Annotated in this window: 14 protein-coding genes; 6 read left to right on the forward strand and 8 right to left on the reverse strand. The window is 64.6% G+C overall.

Translation table 11 applies throughout. The features are described from left to right. Positions 1–2: 2 nt before the first annotated feature. From F3H96_RS17745 to thrC, 3 genes are all read right to left on the reverse strand, one after another. The gene (locus tag F3H96_RS17745) at positions 3–599 is read right to left on the reverse strand and encodes a GNAT family protein (RefSeq protein ID WP_149803020.1); all 597 of its coding nucleotides are present in this window, start codon (positions 597–599) and stop codon (positions 3–5) included. A 118-nt stretch (positions 600–717) separates the two neighbouring features. Then, on the reverse strand, positions 718–2,010 hold the full coding sequence (locus tag F3H96_RS17750; protein WP_149803021.1) for a pitrilysin family protein: 1,293 nt from the start codon (positions 2,008–2,010) through the stop codon (positions 718–720). A gap of 14 nt (positions 2,011–2,024) precedes the next feature. Then, the gene (thrC, locus tag F3H96_RS17755; protein ID WP_149803022.1) at positions 2,025–3,422 is read right to left on the reverse strand and encodes a threonine synthase; all 1,398 of its coding nucleotides are present in this window, start codon (positions 3,420–3,422) and stop codon (positions 2,025–2,027) included. Positions 3,423–3,550: 128 nt separating this feature from the next. Between thrC and F3H96_RS17760 the strand changes: the two genes are divergently transcribed. Continuing rightward, positions 3,551–4,288, forward strand: coding sequence for a hypothetical protein (locus tag F3H96_RS17760; protein WP_149803023.1), 738 nt, complete (start codon positions 3,551–3,553; stop codon positions 4,286–4,288). 52 nt (positions 4,289–4,340) lie between these two features. Here F3H96_RS17760 and F3H96_RS17765 read toward each other — a convergent pair whose 3' ends face one another. Next, on the reverse strand, positions 4,341–5,903 hold the full coding sequence (locus tag F3H96_RS17765) for a winged helix-turn-helix domain-containing protein (RefSeq protein WP_149803024.1): 1,563 nt from the start codon (positions 5,901–5,903) through the stop codon (positions 4,341–4,343). A gap of 109 nt (positions 5,904–6,012) precedes the next feature. On the opposite strand from F3H96_RS17765, the gene F3H96_RS17770 reads away from it, so the two are divergent. Further along, entirely contained in the window at positions 6,013–6,474 is a 462-nt protein-coding gene (locus F3H96_RS17770) for a cupin domain-containing protein (protein ID WP_149803025.1), read from the forward strand. A gap of 15 nt (positions 6,475–6,489) precedes the next feature. Here the strand turns inward: F3H96_RS17770 and F3H96_RS17775 are convergent, their stop codons facing one another. After that, positions 6,490–7,179 carry an HAD family phosphatase gene (locus F3H96_RS17775; RefSeq protein ID WP_149803026.1) on the reverse strand — a complete coding sequence of 230 codons (690 nt, stop codon included), beginning with the start codon at positions 7,177–7,179 and terminating at the stop codon, positions 6,490–6,492. 171 nt (positions 7,180–7,350) lie between these two features. On the opposite strand from F3H96_RS17775, the gene F3H96_RS17780 reads away from it, so the two are divergent. Next, positions 7,351–8,484 (forward strand): site-specific DNA-methyltransferase, encoded by a 1,134-nt coding sequence (locus tag F3H96_RS17780; RefSeq protein ID WP_149803027.1) that lies wholly within the window; start codon positions 7,351–7,353, stop codon positions 8,482–8,484. Between the two features lie 126 nt (positions 8,485–8,610). Here F3H96_RS17780 and F3H96_RS17785 read toward each other — a convergent pair whose 3' ends face one another. Together F3H96_RS17785 and mutY are read right to left on the reverse strand one after the other, a co-directional pair. Further along, complete coding sequence (locus tag F3H96_RS17785) at positions 8,611–9,222, reverse strand: HAD family phosphatase (protein WP_149803028.1); 612 nt, start codon at positions 9,220–9,222, stop codon at positions 8,611–8,613. A gap of 119 nt (positions 9,223–9,341) precedes the next feature. After that, positions 9,342–10,481 carry an A/G-specific adenine glycosylase gene (gene mutY / locus F3H96_RS17790; RefSeq protein WP_149803029.1) on the reverse strand — a complete coding sequence of 380 codons (1,140 nt, stop codon included), beginning with the start codon at positions 10,479–10,481 and terminating at the stop codon, positions 9,342–9,344. Positions 10,482–10,507: 26 nt separating this feature from the next. On the opposite strand from mutY, the gene F3H96_RS17795 reads away from it, so the two are divergent. The 3 genes from F3H96_RS17795 (at position 10,508) to smc (ending at position 15,440) form a co-directional block, all read left to right on the forward strand. After that, entirely contained in the window at positions 10,508–11,017 is a 510-nt protein-coding gene (locus F3H96_RS17795; RefSeq protein WP_149803030.1) for a DUF721 domain-containing protein, read from the forward strand. Between the two features lie 154 nt (positions 11,018–11,171). Beyond that, complete coding sequence (locus tag F3H96_RS17800) at positions 11,172–11,918, forward strand: DsbA family protein (RefSeq protein ID WP_149803031.1); 747 nt, start codon at positions 11,172–11,174, stop codon at positions 11,916–11,918. Positions 11,919–11,981: 63 nt separating this feature from the next. Then, positions 11,982–15,440, forward strand: a complete 3,459-nt coding sequence (smc, locus tag F3H96_RS17805; RefSeq protein ID WP_149803032.1) for a chromosome segregation protein SMC — start codon at positions 11,982–11,984, stop codon at positions 15,438–15,440. Between the two features lie 91 nt (positions 15,441–15,531). Here smc and F3H96_RS17810 read toward each other — a convergent pair whose 3' ends face one another. After that, complete coding sequence (locus F3H96_RS17810) at positions 15,532–17,244, reverse strand: HAD family hydrolase (RefSeq protein WP_149803033.1); 1,713 nt, start codon at positions 17,242–17,244, stop codon at positions 15,532–15,534. Positions 17,245–17,278 lie beyond the last annotated feature (34 nt).

Raw genomic sequence — 17,278 nt, forward strand, 5'->3', positions numbered from 1 at the left:
AGTCAGCCCTTCGTTCCATCGCCCGGCGGATCGTCCGCGATCCGGGCGTAGAGGTAGTGATCCTGCCAGATGCCATTGATCCTGAGATAGGATCGCAGCAGTCCTTCGCGCCGGAATCCGGCTTTTTCAAGCACGCGGATCGACCGGGCGTTTTCGGGAATACAGGCAGCTTCGATCCGGTGCAACCGCAGCGTATCGAAGGCAAAGCGCGACACCAGCTTGACCGCCTCGGTCATCAGGCCGCGGCCGCCGAAGCGTTCGCCGATCCAGTAGCCGAGATGCCCGCTCTGCGCGACGCCGTGGCGGATGTTGCCGAGCGTGATGCCGCCGGCAAGCTTGCCGCTCGATTTTTCGAAGATGAAGAAGGCGATGGCCGTGCCTTGCGCGTAATCCTCGCGGTAGCGGCTGATGCGCAGACGCCAGGCTGTGCGGTCGAGCTCGTCCGGCTGCCAGCGCGGCTCCCAGGGCTCCAGGAAGGCGCGGCTTTCGCCGCGCACCGCCGACCATTCGCGGTAGTCGTTGGTCAAGGGCACGCGCAGCGTGACCTTGTCACCTTTCAGCGCCGGCAGGTCGCGGCGAAAGAAAGGGAGCGCGAACACGGCGCTTGTTCTAACCAGATATTCGTGGGATGCCCCACGAATATCTGCCTAGATTCCCTGGTTTCTCGCAGGTTCGGATCGCAAAACCGTGGGACACTTTTGCGGAACCTGCTTAGGGTCAGACGGCGAGCCGGCGGGCAGTGGTCTGCGGGCCCGCAAGCGATTCGAGGATCGCCTCGTAGGGTGCAAGCGTGCCCACGGGGCCGACCGCGGTAAGCGTCGGCTTGGTCGAGAACAGCCGCGAGGAAAGGTCGGTCAGCCGCTCGATAGTCAGCGCCGAAAGCCGCTCCATCAATTCCTCCTTGGCGATCGGCCGCCCGAACAACAGCAGCTGCCGGGCAATCTGCGAGGCGCGGCTGGCCGGGCTTTCGGCCGACATGATGAGGCCGGCGCGGTACTGCGCCCGCGCCCGGTCGAGCTCATCCTGTTGGATGCTCTCGCCGGCCTTCTGCAATTCGTCGATGATCACCGGCACCAGCTTGGCGATGTCGCTCTGCCCGGTCGCGGCGTGTACGCCGAAGATGCCGGTGTCGGAAAAACCCCAGTGGAAGGCATAGACCGAGTAACAGAGGCCGCGCTTCTCGCGCACTTCCTGGAACAGCCTCGACGACATGCCGCCGCCGAGAATCATCGACAGCACCTGCGAGGCATAGAAATCGCGCACATGGTAGGCGCGGCCCTCGAAGCCGAGCACGATCTGCGCGTCCATCAGGTCGCGGTTCTCGCGGAAGTCGCCGCCGACATATTGCGCATATTGCGGGATGTTGCCCGCCGCCTTGGCGCGGAAGCCGCCGAGCTGCTTCTCGACCTCGCGCACGAAATTGTCGTGCTTGACGTCGCCCGCGGCCACGATCACCATCCGCTCTGCGTCGTATTGCCGCTCGATGAAGCTGTGCAGCTGTTTGGAGGTGAAGGATTTGACCGTCTCCGGCGTGCCCAGGATCGAGCGGCCGATGGTCTGATGGCGGAAGGCTGTTTCGGTGAAGCGGTCGAAGACGACGTCGTCGGGCGTGTCGTGAGCGGCGCCGATCTCTTGCAGGATCACATGCTGCTCGCGCTCGAGCTCGTCGGGGTCGAACTCCGACTCCTGGAGGATGTCGGCCAGGATATCGACCGCCAGCGGCACGTCGTCGGAGAGCACCCTGGCATAGTAGGAGGTCGTCTCGACGCTGGTGGCGGCGTTGATCTCGCCGCCGACATTCTCGATTTCCGAGGCGATCTCGAAGGCGCTGCGGCGCTTCGTGCCCTTGAACGCCATGTGCTCGAGCAGATGGGCCATGCCATGCTCTTCGTCACGTTCGTTGCGGGCTCCCGACTTCACCCAGGCACCAAGGGCAACCGATTCGATACTTGGAAGGGTTTCGGTGGCGACTGTCAGGCCGTTCGACAGACGGCTTACCTCAACACCCATATGGCAAGTACTCCCTAGCGCGCCGCCCGCGAGTGGCGGTTCACGTAATCTTCCACCATTTTCAAGTCGGATGGAAGTATCGTGTATTTTTCGTCGGCTGTCATCAAGCCGCCTAGCCATGCGGGTAGGACGGGAGCGATGCCGCTGGCGGCTTCCACCGCGGCCGGGAACTTCGCCGGATGCGCGGTGCCGAGCACCACCATGGGAACCGCGCCGGAAGCGTGGGCGGCCGCGACGCGCACGGCAGCGGCCGTATGCGGGTCGAGCAGGTAGTTGCTCGCTTCGTACGTCGCGCGGATGGTCGAGGTGACGTTGCCGACGGTCGCGCGGCCGGCGTCGAATTCGGCGCGGATGCGCGCCAGTTGATCGGCGTCGATGGTGAAGGCGCCGGACTGCTTCAGCCCGTTCATGTAGCGCCTCACCGTCTCCGCGTTGCGGCCGGACGCTTCGAACAGCAGCCGCTCGAAATTCGACGAGACCTGGATATCCATCGATGGCGAGGTGGTCGCGAACACGCCCTTGGTGCGATATTCGCCGCTCGCAAGCGTGCGTGCCAGGATATCGTTGTCATTGGTGGCGATGATCAGCCGCTCGATCGGCAAACCCATGCGTTTGGCGGCGTAACCGGCGAAAATATCGCCGAAATTGCCGGTCGGCACGGTGAAGGAGACCGGCCGGTCCGGCGCGCCGAGCGACAGCGCCGACGAGAAATAATAGACGATCTGGGCCATGATGCGGGCCCAGTTGATCGAATTGACGCCCGACAGCGACACACGGTCGCGGAAGCCGTGATCGTTGAACATGTCCTTCACCAGGCCCTGGCAATCGTCGAAATTGCCTTCGATCGCCAGCGCATGGACGTTGGTGCCCTTCGATGTCGTCATCTGTCGCTGCTGCACCGGCGAGACCTTGCCGTGCGGGAATAGGATGAAGATGTCGGTGCGGTCGCGGCCGGCAAAAGCGTCGATCGCAGCCCCGCCGGTGTCGCCGGAAGTGGCGCCGACGATGGTGGCTCGCTGGCCGCGCTCGGCGAGCGTATGGTCCATCAGCCGCGCGAGCAACTGCATCGCCACGTCCTTGAAGGCCAGCGTCGGGCCGTGGAAGAGCTCGAGGATGAAAGTGTTCTTCCCCGTCTGCACCAGCGGGCAGACGGCCTCGTGCCGGAACGTTGCGTAGGCTTGGCGCGCCAGCCGCTCGAAGACGGGCGCCGCGATCTCGCCGCCCAGGAACGGCGTCAGCACGCGAATGGCGAGGTCCGGATAGGCGAGGCCGCGCATGGCGCGGATGTCGGCGGCCGAGAACTGCGGCCATTCGCGCGGCACGTAAAGCCCGCCGTCGCGCGCCAGCCCGGCCAGCACCGCGTCGGAAAATCCAAGCACGGGCGCATCCCCGCGGGTACTCACATATTGCATCGTAAAAGGCCCATTGCTGCCGGTCGCGTCATCCACGGCAATTGGTTAATTTTCCCAGTTGGCTCAGTCGCATTTTTGCCGCGCGGTTGCTATACGTCACCGGCTTTGTGAGAGGGAAGTGCAGTTTCATGGCGTTTTATTCGGTCGACCGTCGTTTTGTCGCGGGTCTGGCGCTCGCCGGCTTTATGCTTGCCGTCGCCGGTTGCCAATCGAGCGACAATGGCATCCTGAACCTCGGTTTCGGCAAGAAGGATCCTACCGCGCCGCCTCCGCCGCAGGATCCCAAGATCCTCGCCAGCCAGTTGCAGGCCTATTGTCCGAAAGTGACGCTGCGCGACGGCACCGCCTACTTCAACACCTATGCCAGGGGCGCGAAGCCCAAGAAAAAGAAGGGCGACGCCGCGGCGGACGCGCAAGCTACGGCCGAGGCCGCGGCCGCCCAGACCGGGCCCAACGGCCAGCCCGTCGATCCCGATCACGATCCGTCCAAGATCATCTACCAGGCCTCGATTTCGGACGTGACGCGCGATTGCACCCATGCCAACGGCCAATTGTCGATGAAGATCGCCGTTGCCGGCAAGGTCGTGCCAGGTCCGATGTTTGCGCCCGGAACCGTCACCATGCCGATCCGCATTGCGGTTCAACATGGCAACGACGTGCTCTATTCGCAACTCCATCAATACCAGGTGCAGGTCACCGATCCCTCGGCCGCAACCCAGTTCGTCTTCACCGATGCCAATGTCGTGGTGCCGGAGCCGACCGCGAAGGACTACCAGGCCTATGCCGGCTATGACGAGAACACGCCCGCCGCTTCGGCGGACAAGTCGAAAGGCAAGAGGAAGAAGCGCGCTCCGGCTACGAACTGAGCACGCCCGGGAAACATCCGCATATCACCGGCGAACCCTGCAGTTCGTCGGGCTATTCCAGCAACCCGGCGCGTTGCAGCGCGCTGCCAAGAGCCTCCGCGAGCGCGGGCGCGCAATTCACGCCTGCAAACTGGCGGCTGTAGCGAAAGGCAGGCTGAAGCTCGATCACGCGAGCGGCGGCCGCCCTGGCTTCGTCCAATCTGCCAAGCTTGGCGAGCGCGGCGGCCAATTGTACATAGGTGATACTATGCGCCGGATTGGCCTGGACGGACTTGTAGGCAGCACGGCAGGCTTCTTCGTAACGGCCGCGCAGCAAATGGCTCATCGCTTGCGCATCAAATGCGGCCCAGGCCCAGGAATCGAAGGGGCTTAGCCGGATGCCTTGCTCGCTCCATTCTATGGCGCGCTCCGCTTCGCCGCTCCATCCGAGCATGACGCTGCCGAGAATGTAGGTCAGCGCCGATGACGGACTGATGGCGAGGGCGGCTTCCAATGCCGCGAACGCAGCGGCGCGATCATGCGCATCCATTCCGATGGAAAAGCCGGCCCATGTCAGGGCGAGCGCATCATCTTGTCCATGGACGAGGGCCGACCTGGCATGGCGGATCGAAGACGCACGGTTGATCTCTTGCAGGCCGGCCCGAAGGAACAGGCAATGGTGGCACATCGCGGCATTGCCATGCGCCAGCGCATAGGCTGGTTCGAGTGTGATCGCGCGGTCGAGAAGCGCCAGCGCCCTGGCTACTTGCGCCGGCATCCCAGAATCCACGTCAGGCTGGGCCTGCAGCACGAGATCGTAGGCATCGAGACTGTCGGGGCGCTTGCGCCTGACACGTTCGATCTCGGCTTTCCGCACGCTTGGCGCAATCGCGCCCACTGCTGCCAGCGCGATCTCGTCTTGAAGCGCAAAGATGTCGTCGGAACTGCGGTCGTAGCGCTCGGCCCAGACATGCGCGCCGGTAGACGCGTCGATCATCTGCGTGGTGACACGTACGCGACCGCCGGCCTTGCGCACACTGCCTTCGAGGACATAGCGAACGCCAAGCTCGCGGCCGATCTGCTTTACGTCGACGGCGCGACCCCTGTAGGCGAAGGTCGAGTGTCGGGCGATGACGAACAGCCATTTGATACGTGCCAGGCCTGTGATGATGTCGTCGACCATCCCGTCGGCAAAGTAGTCCTGCTGCGGATCGCCGCTTAGGTTCGAGAAGGGCAGGACCGCGACGGAGGGTTTCTCAGGCAAGCTCGGCGCCGACGCGGTGCGGGCGGCGGCCGAGGCATCGGGAACGTCCGTGGCGACGGCCGGTCCGACATAGCGATAGCCGCGGCGCGGCAACGTCTCGATCCAGTTCGCGACGTTCGCCGCCTCGGCCAGCACCCGGCGCAGGGCTGCGATCTGAACCGTCAGATTGTTATCGGCAACCGCAAGCCCGCCCCAGCCGGCCTCGATCAACGCGTCCTTGGACACTGGTACGCCGGCGTTCTGGATCAGCAGCCGCAGCAGTGCGACGGCACGCTGCCCAAGCATGGTCGGCTCGGTGCCGTAAAAGAGAATGCCCACCTCCGGTTCGAGGCGGAACGGGCCGAACTGGTAGAGGCCGCCCCTGACTGTCATTCGCGTCTTTTAGCAAATTTTTGGGAACGGATTCACGACTTTCCGGCATGGACGGATCGATGTTGCGCGAACGCTTGCCGGAAACAAGCGCCTGTCAGAGGAGGATCATATGAGCGCTGATGCCGTCATCCGCATGCCTGACGAGAAGAAAGGCGTCATGCTGCGCGGCCATCCAATGGCTTTCCTCGTCACCGATGAAAATACCAGGCATACGAGCATGTTCGACTGGACGATACCGCCGGAGTTCGCCACCGGGCGGCATGTTCACCGGGTGCAGGAGGAAACCTTTTACCTGCTCGAGGGCGAGTGTGAATGGCATGTCGGCGCGAAGACGATCCGGGCTACGCCGGGGACCTTTCTGTTCATCCCGCCGGGAGTGCCGCACAACATCACGAATGTCAGCGAGAAGCCTGCGCGCGTGCTGATGACCGTTTCTCCACCTGGCCACGAGCATTATTTCGAGGAGCTCGCCAAACTTGCGGCGCAGGGTGCGCCGGATCCTAAAGCGCTCGCCGATCTGCGAAACCGCTACGACACCGACCAGCTGTCGACGCTGACAACGCGCTCTTAGCCAGGTCCTTGGGCTCTAAGCGTCTTCCGACCACTCCGAAAGCGCCGCGATCGTGCTGTTGAGTTCCGCCCAGCGCCGGATGACCGTTTCGGCACCGGCCTCGGTCAACGCGTCGGCATGGCCCGGATAGCTGTGGGCGGCGCCGGTGAAGCCGATGACGCGCATGCCGGCCGCCCTCGCGCCGTGGACGCCGTGTACGGAATCCTCGATGACGAAAGTGTTCTTCGGATTGGCGCCCAACTTTTCGGCGGCGTAGAGGAACACGTCCGGCGCCGGCTTGGTCTTCTTGCTGGGGATATCGAGGCCGGAAAAGATGCGGCCGGCGAAAAATGGCAGCAGGCGCACCTTCTCCAGCATGAATTCGACCCGATCGGTGCGCGAATTGGAGCAGACTGCGCGCGGCGCGGTGACGGCGGCGACCGCCTCGCGGGCGCCGTCGATGATGCGCACGTCTGCGCGCAGCTTGCGGTCGACCAGTTCCTCGGCGCGGTCGATCAGCGAGGCTTGGAACGGGATTTGCGACTTCTCCTCGACCCGCATCAGAATGTCCTTGAAGGTCAGCCCGGCATAGGTCTCGGCAAGCTCTTCGGCCGAGATTTCGAACCCCGCCGACGTCAGCAGCTCGGACTCGACGCGCGCGGCGACGATTTCGGAATCGACGAGCACGCCGTCGCAATCGAAAATGACAAGGTCTGGCTGGGGCATGGCAATCCGAAAAAACACTGGGAAGGCGTGGCGGCTCAAGCGGGGCGGCATACACCAATGGGCCGGCCTTCGCAAACCGCGTGAACCCGGCAGCCGGCCTTCACCGAATGTTTACGCTGATCGGTAACCATAACAGCCAGTAAACCGTAACGCGTTCCTTTGGGTGTTTTGATGTCTGCTGTGCGTCTTCTCGACGAGCTTTCCCACGCCCCCCGGCAGTCCGAATGGCTGGACACGATCCTGAAGGGCGATTGCGTCGCCGCCCTCGACCGGCTGCCGGAAAAGTCGATCGACGTCATCTTCGCCGACCCGCCCTACAATCTACAGCTCGACGGCGACCTGCACCGCCCCGACCAATCCAAGGTCGACGCCGTCGACGACGACTGGGACCAGTTCGAGAGTTTCGAGGCCTATGACGCCTTTACCCGCGCCTGGCTGCTCGCGGCCCGCCGCGTGCTGAAGCCCAGCGGCACCATCTGGGTCATCGGCTCCTACCACAATATTTTTCGCGTTGGCGCCCGCATGCAGGATCTCGGCTTCTGGATCCTCAACGACATCGTCTGGCGCAAGACCAACCCGATGCCGAACTTCCGTGGCCGCCGCTTCCAGAACGCGCATGAGACGATGATCTGGGCCTCGCGCGACCAGAAGGCCAAGGGCTACACCTTCAACTACGAGGCGCTGAAGGCTTCTAACGACGACTTGCAGATGCGCTCCGACTGGCTGTTCCCGATCTGCACCGGCGGCGAGCGCCTGAAGGATGAGAACGGCAACAAGCTGCATCCGACGCAGAAGCCGGAGGCGCTGCTTGCCCGCATCATGATGGCCTCGACCAGGCCGGGCGACGTCGTGCTCGATCCCTTCTTCGGCTCAGGCACCACCGGCGCGGTCGCCAAGCGGCTCGGCCGTCATTTCGTCGGCATCGAACGCGAGCAGGCCTATATCGACGCCGCCAATGAGCGCATCGCGGCGGTGCGACCCCTGGAGAACGCCGATCTGACCGTGCTTTCAGGCAAGCGCGCCGAGCCGCGCGTCGCCTTCATAAGCCTGATCGACACCGGCCTCATGACGCCTGGCGCCACGCTCTACGACGCCAAGAAGCGCTGGGCGGCCAAGGTGCGCGCCGACGGCACGCTGGCGATCGGCGACAGTGCCGGCTCGATCCACAAGATCGGTGCCGAAGTGCAGGGTCTCGACGCCTGCAATGGCTGGACCTTCTGGCACTATGAGCGCAGCGGTGGCCTCACCCCGATCGACGAACTGCGCCGCATCGCCCGCCTCGGCATGGAGCGGGCAGGGGCCTGATCAATTACAGGAAAACTGCGCGGCGGCTTTCCGTCTGGAATTCGGAACAGGCGGTTCGGCGCTTCCATGGACTCGCCGAACCGCTCTTGAATCAAGACTTCAACGGATCGCTGCAAGCGATTCAGATCAAGCCGTAATCCCGAACCATTCAAGGTCCGCTTTAAGCGTCTTGGCGTCGGTGAACAGCACCGCCTGCCAGCCGGCGGCCTTGGCGCCGTCGACATTCTTCTGGCTGTCGTCGATGAACAATGTGGCTGATGGCTCGAGGCCGAATGCGGCCACGTGATGGTCGTAGATGGCGCGGTCGGGCTTGATCTGGTGGATGTCGGCCGACACCGTCACGCCGCGCGGTCGGTTGAGGAAGTCGAAACGTTGCCGCGCTTCGGCAAGCGTGTCGGCGGCAAAGTTGGTCAGCATGGTTACATCGTGGCCGCTCTCGATCAGGCCAACCATGATGGCGACGCTGTCCTCATAGGCATGCGGCACCATCTCATGCCAATGGCGGCGGAAATTGCGGATGTTTTCCGCGTGATCGGGATGTTCGGCGATCAACAGCGCTTCCGCCTCCTGCCATGGTCGGCCGCGGTCCTGTTCGATGTTCCAATCATGCGTGCAGACATTGTCGAAGAACCACCTTCGCTCTTCGGCGTCCGGAATGAGGCGGCTGAACGGGATATTGGGATCGTAGTGGATCAGCACCCGGCCGATGTCGAACACGATGTGGCGGATTTCGGTCATTGCGGTCCTTTCAATGCGGGCGTTGCATTTTGGCGCATGCCGCCCAAAAGTGCGCAGCCGTCTTGGGATAACGACCTGCACAAAACAAACGATCCAAAGCGCGTTGCGGCGTGATCACGTCACGCACGACGCGCCTTGATCGCGCCCGGTATCGCCGCCTCGATTACCTTTTTCATGACGGTGGGCAGAGCTTCCCCGGAAATGTCATGGGCCAGCGACCAGAAATACCCCGCCGGCGCATCGCCTTTGATGCGGGCATGGAAGACGTCCAGCTCGAGCGCGAAATGGGTGAAGACATGCCCGATTTGCCCGGCGCGACGCCAGTCGGCGGGAAAAGGCGCGGCGTCGGTGGTCGTGGCCCCGTCGATCCGCGCCGTCCAGCCGGTCGTCGGCACCTCGGTCATGCCGCCGAGCAGTCCCTTCTCCGGCCGCTTGCGCAAAAGGATGGCGCCGTCGTCGCGTTCGGCGACGAAGGCCGCACCCTTGCGCAGCGGCTTGTTGTCCTTCGGCAGGCGAACCGGAAATCTTTCCGGATCGTCCGAGAGGAGGGCGCTGCAATCCTCGCGCACCGGGCAAAGCATGCAGCGCGGCCGCTTTGGCGTGCAGATCGTCGCGCCGAGGTCCATCATCGCCTGGGCAAAATCGCCGGGCCGAGCCTGCGGCACCAGTTTTTCGACCAGCGTGCGGATTTCGGGCTTGGCCTCGCCGAGCGGCGTTTCGATCGAATGGAGCCGGGTCATGACGCGCTCGACATTGCCGTCGACGACCGCAGCCGGCCGGTCGAAGGCGATCGCGGCGATCGCCGCCGCGGTATAGAGGCCGATACCAGGCAATGTCCGCAGGCCGGCCTCTGTGTCGGGAAATTGGCCGCCTTGCCGCGCCACCAGGTCCGCGCAGGCTTTGAGGTTGCGCGCCCTGGAATAATAGCCGAGCCCGGCCCAGGCCTTCATCACGTCCTCGGCGGATGCCGCCGCCAGCGCCTCGACCGTCGGCCACTTCTCGACGAAATTGCGAAAATAAGCCTTCACCGCCTCGACCGTTGTCTGCTGCAGCATCACCTCCGACAGCCAGACGCGGTAGGGATCGGCCCTTGCACCGCGCGCAAACGCTCCCGGCGTGACGCGCCAGGGCAGGTCGCGGTGATGCGCATCGTACCAGGCAAGCAGCCGCGCTGCGATGTGGCGGGATCCAGTGTTGCTGGTTTCTCCCGACACGCCATCTTCCGGTTCGGTCTTGCGGGTCTGATCTTGCGGTGCCATTGATCGCTTCGGACTGGAGAACGCACATGGCAGGGAAAAGGCCCTTCGGCAATCCCGTTCCGGTGAGCGATCTCGCCACCGAGATCCTCGATCCGGTGCTGAAGAAGCGCGCCGGCATCTCGATTGGGCTGGTGCAGTCGTGGGAAGAGATTGCCGGGCCGCGCCTGGCCAACCATTCACGCCCCGAGAAAATCCAGTGGCCGCGCCGCCTGCATGAGGACGACCCGTTCGAGCCGGCGACACTGGTCATCGCCTGCGAAGGCATGGCGGCGCTGCACCTGCAGCATGAGGCCGGCGAGGTCATCAACCGCGTCAACGCTTTTCTGGGCTTCAACGCGATCGGCCGCATCAAGATCCTGCAGAAACCGGTGCTTTCGCAAAAGGCGCGGCCGAAGCCGGCGCCGCGACCGTTGAGCGAGGCGGAGAAATCGAAGCTTTCGCATATAGTCGGCAAGATCGAGGACGACGGCCTGCGCGCTTCGCTGGAGCGGCTCGGCGCCACGATTATGAGTGAAAGGAAGCCCAAAGGCTCGTAAGAAGCGTCATGAATGCGTCACCAATCTCGCGCATTCGTGATGCTGATGATCAAGTTTCGCGATTGGATTGGGGATCGCGATGCCTTAATTCGCGCCAACTCTAGCCTTTTCTAGCCCTTGCATTGCAAAATTCAACCGATATCAGGTGATTCGCATGAACCGTGCCCCGTTTGGCAAAAGCTTGTCCCGCAGAAACCTTCTGACCACGCTGGCCGCTGTTCCTGCGGTGGCGCTGCTTGCTGCATGCAGCGACTCCGGCGAAGAGGCGAAAGCCGCCAACGTGAAGCCCGCTGATCCGTCGACGCCTGCCAAGCCGGCCGCCACGCCTGCGGCGGCACAGGTGCCCGAGGCGCAGGGCACCGTCGACATGGCGGAATTGCTGAAGCCCGGCGCGTTGCCCGACAAGCAGCTTGGCAAGGACGACGCCAAGGTCACCATTGTCGAATATGCGTCGATGACCTGCCCGCATTGCGCGCATTTCGCCATGACCACATTCCCTGAGTTGAAGACCAAATATATCGACACCGGCAAGGTCCGCTACATCCTGCGCGAATTCCCGTTCGATCCGAGCGCCGAGGCCGGTTTCATGCTGGCGCGCTGCTCCAAGGACAACTACTTCGCCATGGTCGACGTGCTGTTCAAGCAGCAGCCCAGCTGGGTTGGTGTCAACAACACCAAGGAAGCGCTGCTGCAGATCTCCAAGCTGGCCGGTTTTACACAGGAGTCCTTTGAGTCCTGCTTGACGGACCAGAAACTTCTGGACGATGTGAGAGCAGTCCAGAAACGCGGAGCGGACGAGTTCAAGGTCGACTCGACGCCGACCTTCTTCATCAACGGAAAGACCTACAAAGGGGCGATGTCGATTGAGGAAATGTCGGCCATCATCGACCCTCTGCTCTGACATCCAGGCCGCGCCGAAGCGGTCCGGCTTCGGCGCCTCGGCCTATAGTGTAGGGCGGCGCGAATGAAGTTTTCGCGCCTTCGCCTCCTCGGTTTTAAGTCTTTCGTCGAGCCCGGCGAGTTCGTCATCGAACGCGGCCTGACCGGCATTGTCGGGCCGAACGGCTGCGGCAAGTCGAACCTCGTCGAAGCGCTGCGCTGGGTGATGGGCGAAAGCTCCTACAAGAACATGCGCGCGTCCGGCATGGACGACGTGATCTTCTCGGGCTCGGGCGCGCGTCCGGCGCGCAACACCGCCGAAGTCACGCTCTTCCTCGACAATGCCGACCGCACGGCGCCCGCCGCCTTCAACGACGCCGACGAATTGCAGGTCTCGCGCCGCATCGAGCGCGAGGCCGGCTCGCTCTACCGCATCAACGGCAAGGAGGCCCGCGCCAAGGACGTGCAGCTTCTGTTCGCCGACCAGTCGACCGGCGCCCGCTCGCCCTCCATGGTCGGCCAGGGCCGCATCGGCGAGCTGATCCAGGCCAAGCCCCAGGCCCGCCGCGCGTTGCTGGAAGAGGCGGCGGGCATTTCCGGCCTGCACACGCGCCGGCATGAAGCCGAGCTGAGGCTCAAGGCGGCCGAGCAGAACCTCGAGCGGCTGGACGATGTCGTCGGCGAGCTGGAAGGCCAGATCGAGAGCCTGAAGCGCCAGGCGCGCCAGGCTTCGCGCTTCAAGAACCTGTCGGCCGACATCCGCAAAGCCGAAGCGACGCTGTTGCATCTGCGCTGGACCCTGGCGAAAACCCAGGAAGGCGAGGCTCGTTCGGCGCTTGCCGTCGCCACCACGCTGGTCGGCGACCGCGCCGCCGCCCAGATGGCGGCCGCCAGGGAGCAAGGCATTGCCGCGCACCGGCTGCCGGACCTGCGCGACGCGGAAGCCGCCGCTGCGGCGGCCTTCCAGCGCCTGTCGATCGCCAAGACGCAAATCGAGGAAGAGGCCGGCCGCATCCGCGCCCGCCAGACCGAGCTCGAACGCCGGCTGCAGCAGCTCGATGCCGACATCGCCCGCGAGGAGCGGATGGTGCGCGACAACGCCGACATCCTCGAGCGTCTGCGCACCGAAGAGGCCGAGCTCAATTCGGAAAACGCCGGTGCGGCCGAACGTGAGGCTACCACGCGCGCGGCTTTCGAGCAGGCTGGCGCGACGCTTTCGCAAAGCGAGGCAAAACTTGCCGCGCTGACAGCCGAACGCGCCGAGGCGGCCGCTTCGCGCAACCAGATCGAGCGCACGCTGCGCGAAACCGCCGAACGCCGCGACCGTTTCACCCGCCAGCTCGCCGACGTCGACCGCGAGCTCTCCGACATCGTCGCCCGCATTTCCGGCCTGCCGGATCCCGCCGAGAAGCGGCTTCTGGTCGAGGATGCGCTGGCCCGGCTGGAAGAGAGCGAGGCCGGCGCCATCGCCGCCGAGCAGGCGGTCGCCGAGGCCCGCGCCGCCGAAAGCGCCGCACGGCCTCCGCTGCAGGATGCCAGGGCGGAACTCGCGCGCATCGAGACCGAAGCGCGCACGCTGGCGAAAATCCTCAACGCCGCAAGCGGCGATCTCTTCCCTTCGGTGCTGGAGCAGATCAGCGTCGAGCGCGGCTACGAGACTGCATTGGGTGCCGCGCTCGGCGAGGACCTCGATGTCCCGCTCGACCGCAGCGCCCCGGTGCATTGGGGCGAATGCGCGGTCCAGCCCGGCGATGCCGCATTGCCCGAGGGCGTGAAGAGCCTGGCGAGCGTCGTGCGTGCGCCGGCGCAGCTTGCGCGCCGTCTGGCACAGATCGGCATTGTCGACGCCGCCGACGGCAACCGGCTGCAGGCGCTGCTGGCGCCAGGCCAGCGGCTTGTCAGCCGCGACGGCGCGCTGTGGCGCTGGGACGGACTGACGGCCAGCGCCGACGCCCCGACCGCCGCCGCGCAGCGGCTGGCGCAGAAGAACCGACTGGCCGAGCTCGATGCCGAGGCGGTGCAGGCCACCCGCGTCGTGCGCGATGCCGAGGAAGCGCTGGCGCGCGCCGAGCAGGCGATGCGCCAGGCGAGCGAGGCCGAGCGCAATGCGCGCCAGGCCGGCCGCGACGCCCAGCATGCGCTGGACGCCGCCCGCAACGCGCTGGCCGAGGCCGAGAAGGCCGGCGGCGAGCTGGTGAGCCGACGCGCCGCTTTGGATGACGCCCGCGCGCGCATCGTCGACAGCCATGAGGAAACGCAGGCCGCCTTCCTCGAAGCGGAGGAGATGCTGAAGGACGCGCCCGATCTCGGCGACCTGCAGCTCCAGCTCGAACAGGCCTCCGCCAACGTTTCGCGCGATCGCGCCACGCTCGCCGATGCGCGCGCCGTGCATGAAGGGTTGCGGCGCGAGGCCGAGGCGCGCATGCGCCGGCTCGGCGCCATCGGCGCCGAGCGCAAGAACTGGCTGGAGCGCGCCGAGAACGCCTCGACGCAGATCGCCGCCCTCGGCGAGCGCAAGGCCGAGGCAGAAGCCGAGCGCGAGAGGCTGGCCGATGCGCCCGACGAGATCGACGCCAAGCGCCGTGCGCTGTTGACGCAGCTTTCCGAGGCCGAGGCACTGCGGCAGGCCGCCGGCGACCGCCTGCAGGAGGCGGAGAACAAGCAGGCCGAGCTCGACAAGGCCGCGACCGCGGCCATCCAGTCGCTCGCCGAGGCGCGCGAGACCCGCGTCCGCGCCGAGGAGCGGCTCACCGCGGCCGATGAACGCCGCGCCGAGGTCGAGGCGCGTATCCAGGAAGCGCTGAACACGCCGCCGCATCTGGTCATCAAGCATACCGGTCTCGAAGCCGACGATCCGATGCCGGACATGGCCGAGATCGAACGTCAGCTCGATCGGCTGAAGATCGAGCGCGAGCGGCTCGGCGCCGTCAATCTGCGCGCCGAGGAAGAGCAGAAGGAACTCTCCGAGCGCCTGGAGACCATCGTGTCCGAGCGCGAGGACATCATCGAGGCGATCCGCAAGCTGCGCCAGGCGATCCAGAGCCTCAACCGCGAGGGCCGCGAGCGGCTGCTATCGGCCTTCGAGGTCGTCAACGGCCACTTCCAGCGGCTCTTCTCGCATCTGTTCGGCGGCGGCACGGCCGAATTGCAGCTCATCGAGTCCGAAGATCCGCTGGAGGCCGGCCTCGAAATCCTCGCCCGGCCGCCGGGCAAGAAACCGCAGACCATGACGCTGCTGTCCGGCGGCGAGCAGGCGCTAACCGCGATGTCGCTGATCTTCGCTGTCTTCCTCACCAATCCGGCGCCGATCTGCGTGCTCGACGAGGTCGACGCCCCGCTCGACGACCACAATGTCGAACGCTTCTGCAACCTGATGGACGAGATGTCGAAGACGACCGAGACGCGCTTCGTCATCATCACCCACAACCCGATCACCATGGCGCGCATGGACCGGCTGTTCGGCGTCACCATGGCCGAACAGGGCGTCAGCCAGTTGGTCTCGGTCGACCTGCAGGCCGCCGAGGCGATGCGCGAGGCGAGCTGAGAACTCGGACCGGTCAGGCCAGAGCAATTCCAGGAAAAGTGTGAAACGGTTTTCCGTCCGGAATTGCGTCAAAACAACCAGACGTTACCACCTACTTCTCCGGCGCCGAGGCAGGCGCCGTATAGCGGCGGCGAACCGCGTCGATCACCAGCTTGCGGCTTTCCTCGGCCGACAATGTCTTGTCCTTTTCCGCCGCTGCCGTTTCGCGGGCGAGGTCCTTGTCCCTGATCTGATGCCGGAACCATTTTGAATAGTCGCCGGCACGAAGGTGGTACTCCCAGGTCTTGTCGTCGATGCCTTCCGCCATCCGGGCGAAGATGATGAGATTGTGGGCCCGCAGATTCATGGTCTTCTTCGGGCCGGTGAAGTAGAAGCTGCCCGCCTCGTCGAGCTCGCCTTCGGCATATTTGCGGCTGTGCCGCTTCAGCGACTGGTCGGCTTCGACCGCCTTGACCGTGAATGGCTTCTTGTCCTCGCGCGGCCGCCAGAACAGCACCCGGTCGCCCTTGGGCTGCGGGATATCCTTTGGCGTCTCGAGTTCTGTTTCCTTGCAGAAGGTCTTGATCACGCCTCTTGCCTTGGGCCCGAGCGCGATCACCGCCGTCACCAGGCGCAACGCGTCGTTGGAGATCGCTTCGGGATGCACGGTGATCAGCACCGTGCCGGGCAGTTCGATCGAAAGCACGGATCGCGTATCGCCGCGCCGCTTGGGCATCAAATGATGCGCCTCGTCGATGATCAGCCAGTGCGGCCTTGCCGTGCGGTAGCGGATATGACCCAGGCCGGGCAGCAACTCGGCGAAGAAGTCGGGACGCTCATCGACCTTCAGCGCCAGGCCGTTGACCACAACATTGGTGCCCGGCTTCTCGATCAGCTCCAGCAATTGCTCTCTGTTCGGCGCGGTCGAGCCGTTGCCGAGCGGCACCGCGCCCTTCAGCCCGTCATAGTCGCCTTCGGGATCGAAAATGCAGAATTGCAGCCCCTTCTCGACGAACCGCTCGGTGAGCGCCGTCGCTAGAGTCGATTTGCCGATGCCCGAGCTTCCGGCGATCAGGACCGTCTCGGTCGGCGACAGATGGATATCCTTGCCGCGCGAGGTTCCGAGCAGAACGCCGCGCGAGCGCTTCTTGGCGATCAGATGATCGCGTTTGACCAGTTTGCGGATCAGTTCCTCGACGCCCTTGCCGCGTGTCTCCTTGGTGACGAGGTCGGCGGTTTCCTTCACTGCAGGCAGTGCGTTGGCGACCGCGACGCCGCAGCCCGCTGCCCTGAGAAAGGCGTGATCGTTCTCGGCGTCGCCGACGGCCACCACATTGTGCGTCGACAGCTTCAGGTCTTCGAGCGCGGCCGCCAGCCCGGTCGCCTTGTTGATGCCGGAAGGCAGGATCATCACCGCGCCCTTGTTGAAGATGATCTCCAGCTCCAGCCCTAGCTGCTTGATGACATCGAGCACTGTCACCTGGTGCGGCTCCCAGGTGGCGACGATCGCCTGGCCGATCGACAGCGGCTTCACGCCGCGCTTCTTGAGCCTGTCGACCAGGTCAGCGGAAGGCGAGGGCGACATCGTGCGCTCTTCCTCGCTGGCCGGCGTGTAGATCAACGCGCCGTTCTCCGCCACGACCTTGTCGAACAGGTTGATCTCGGGAAACACTTGCTTGAGATCAGGCAGTTCACGGCCCGTGACGAGAATGAGCTTGCGGCCGGATTTCTTCAGCTTTTCCAGTGCGGAAACCGTGCTTGCGTTGACCAGCCCGTCATGCGCCAGCGTGCCGTCATAGTCGGTGGCCAGTGCCATGAAATACATCGGTTGAGCCTCTCCGCCGGTTGTTTTGCGAGCC

This window comes from Mesorhizobium sp. NFR06 (assembly GCF_900115245.1).
Classification (GTDB): domain Bacteria; phylum Pseudomonadota; class Alphaproteobacteria; order Rhizobiales; family Rhizobiaceae; genus Mesorhizobium.

What these genes read in the sequence shown, in the direction of transcription:
- F3H96_RS17750 (WP_149803021.1), bottom strand. Translation starts at nt 2,010, where the DNA reads ATGGGTGTTGAGGTAAGCCGTCTGTCGAACGGCCTGACAGTCGCCACC.
- thrC (WP_149803022.1), bottom strand. Translation starts at nt 3,422, where the DNA reads ATGCAATATGTGAGTACCCGCGGGGATGCGCCCGTGCTTGGATTTTCC.
- F3H96_RS17760 (WP_149803023.1), top strand. Translation starts at nt 3,551, where the DNA reads ATGGCGTTTTATTCGGTCGACCGTCGTTTTGTCGCGGGTCTGGCGCTC.
- F3H96_RS17765 (WP_149803024.1), bottom strand. Translation starts at nt 5,903, where the DNA reads ATGACAGTCAGGGGCGGCCTCTACCAGTTCGGCCCGTTCCGCCTCGAA.
- F3H96_RS17770 (WP_149803025.1), top strand. Translation starts at nt 6,013, where the DNA reads ATGAGCGCTGATGCCGTCATCCGCATGCCTGACGAGAAGAAAGGCGTC.
- F3H96_RS17775 (WP_149803026.1), bottom strand. Translation starts at nt 7,179, where the DNA reads ATGCCCCAGCCAGACCTTGTCATTTTCGATTGCGACGGCGTGCTCGTC.
- F3H96_RS17780 (WP_149803027.1), top strand. Translation starts at nt 7,351, where the DNA reads ATGTCTGCTGTGCGTCTTCTCGACGAGCTTTCCCACGCCCCCCGGCAG.
- F3H96_RS17785 (WP_149803028.1), bottom strand. Translation starts at nt 9,222, where the DNA reads ATGACCGAAATCCGCCACATCGTGTTCGACATCGGCCGGGTGCTGATC.
- mutY (WP_149803029.1), bottom strand. Translation starts at nt 10,481, where the DNA reads ATGGCACCGCAAGATCAGACCCGCAAGACCGAACCGGAAGATGGCGTG.
- F3H96_RS17795 (WP_149803030.1), top strand. Translation starts at nt 10,508, where the DNA reads ATGGCAGGGAAAAGGCCCTTCGGCAATCCCGTTCCGGTGAGCGATCTC.
- F3H96_RS17800 (WP_149803031.1), top strand. Translation starts at nt 11,172, where the DNA reads ATGAACCGTGCCCCGTTTGGCAAAAGCTTGTCCCGCAGAAACCTTCTG.
- smc (WP_149803032.1), top strand. Translation starts at nt 11,982, where the DNA reads ATGAAGTTTTCGCGCCTTCGCCTCCTCGGTTTTAAGTCTTTCGTCGAG.
- F3H96_RS17810 (WP_149803033.1), bottom strand. Translation starts at nt 17,244, where the DNA reads ATGTATTTCATGGCACTGGCCACCGACTATGACGGCACGCTGGCGCAT.